At 67.3% G+C, this 2,177-nt stretch carries 1 protein-coding gene; it reads left to right on the top strand.

The genetic code is table 11. The annotated features are described in order from the left end of the window. A partial coding sequence (locus tag SPF06_RS21965) for a DUF4838 domain-containing protein (protein WP_323281298.1) occupies window positions 1–2,147 on the top strand: 2,147 nt, incomplete at its 5' end. Window positions 2,148–2,177: the final 30 nt, after the last annotated feature.

Below are 2,177 nucleotides of genomic sequence, written 5' to 3'. Positions count from 1 at the left end.
AGCAGCTCGACCAGGAGGGCTTCGTCATCCACGTGTGGCCGGACGCGGTGAACATCGTCGGGGCAACCTCTGCCGGGACCACGTTCGGGGTGACCGAGTTCCTCGAGCGCTTCGTCGGTGCCGTCTGGCTGATGCCCACCGACCTCGGCGAGGACATCCCGACGGTGAAGGACCTAGAGGTACCCCGGCTCGCGCTCAAGACGCAGCCCGACTTCCTCAGCCGCGAGTTCAGCCCGCTCTTCCAGTGGAAGGGCACAGCGCAGAACGCCCAGTACGAATGGGCACGCCGAATGGGGATGGTCACCGCGCGGGTGGACTTCCACCACAACATGTACTCGATCATCTCCCCCTCGGTCTTCGGCACCACCAACCCCGAGTTCTTCCCGCTCCGGGGCGGGGTGCCCTACATCCCGCCGGCGACACTGCAGACCGGGTGGCAGCCGCGCTACCACGCCCCCGGGATCGCCGACGCCGCCGCACAGCAGATCCTGGCCAAGCTGACCCCGGACTCGACCACCTTCTCCCTCGGGGTCAACGACTCGAGCGGCTACAGCCAGGACGAGGTCAACCCGGCGGTGCTGAACTCCTTCGGGTTCCCGTCTGCGTCGGAGCCCTACTACGCCTTCGTCAACGCCGTCGCCCAGCGCGTCACCGCCGTCTACCCCAACCTGAAGTTCGGGGTCCTGGCCTATGCCAACGTCGCAGACCCGCCCTCCTTCGCCCTCCACCCCAGCGTGGTGCCGTTCCTGACCCGCGACCGCGCCTCCTGGGCCGACCCCGCCACCGCCCAGCGCGACAAGGACTGGACCGCAGCCTGGGCGGCCGTGGCCACCGAACTGGGCTGGTACGACTACCCCTACGGCTCCCCCTACTGCCTCCCCCGAGTCCCCCTAGGCGCACTCGGCCAGGCAATCAGCTACGCCCACTCCGAGAACGTCAAGCACCTCTACGCCGAGCTCTACCCGAACTGGGGCGAAGGCCCCAAGCCCTGGATCTACGCCAAGCTCCTCTGGGACTCCGGCGCGAAGGTCGCGGATCTCGAAACGGAGTGGTGCCGGCGCGCAGTTGGGCTCGCGGCGGCCGGAGACCTCAAGAAATACTTCGACCTCTGGGAAGGGTTCTGGACGACCCGGATCACCTCCACCGACTGGTACGGGGTGAGCCGGATCTACCAGCAGTTCAACGACGGCTCCTACCTCCAGGCCACCACACCCCAAGACCTGAGCACCAGCCGGGCCCTGCTCGAGTCCGTCAAGAGCAACGCCGACCCCGGCAAGCCAGCCGCCCGCGCCGACATGCTGCTGAAGGCGTTCGGCTACTACGAGGACTCCGCCCTGAGCTACCCGAAGCCGCCCCAGGCCATCGCCACCAGCACCGACGCCATCGCCGTGCTCGACCAGGCCATCGCCGAAGTCGACGACCGCCTCACCCGCGCCACCCGGCGACTGCAGACCGTGGACCAGTTCAAGACCGACCCCCTCCTCTACCAGCCCTCCGACCCCCGCTCCTGGACCCTGGTCTGGTCCGGCTGGAACTTCTACCCCCTCTGGAGCCTCGCCGACTACATCAACCAGAACGAACCCCAGACCGGCCCCACCCGCAACCACCTCGCACAGCTGCTCGCCGGAACAACCACCGCCAACCAGGCCAGCTTCCTCAAGAACCTCCAGACAGCCGTCAACGGCGGCATCGTCCACCGCGGGACCAACATGTCCTTCGAGGCCAACACCCCCGCCCCCTGGACCGGCACCACCGGCACCACCCTCACCACCGAAGTCCCACCCCACGACGGCACCCAGTCCCTGAAGCTGTACTTCGGCTACAACGGCCTCATGGCCCAGACCGTCAACGTCACCCCCGGCCCCTTCAGGTTCACCGCCTGGTTCAGAGGCTCCACCACCCAGCCACCCACCGGCTACAACGGCTACACCGTGTGCCAGTTCTACGACGCCAACAAGAAGGTACTCAAGCAGTACCGGGCCCCCCGGGAAGCACTGAAGTACGCCATCGGCTCCTGGCGCCAGTCCGAGCTCACCGAGATGGTCCCCACCGGCGCCGTCACCGCTGCCCTGTGGATCGTCGTCGAAACCGACGGCATCGTCTACGTCGACGACGCCCAATTCCAACAGATCGTCCCAGCCAACTAACCCCACACACCCGACCCCCTGACACGACAC

The organism is Sinomonas terricola (genome assembly GCF_034931225.1).
GTDB classification, from domain to species: Bacteria; Actinomycetota; Actinomycetes; order Actinomycetales; family Micrococcaceae; genus Sinomonas; species Sinomonas terricola.
Note: the sequence above shows the minus strand (reverse complement) of the source record. Positions and strands in the feature narration are given on the sequence as shown.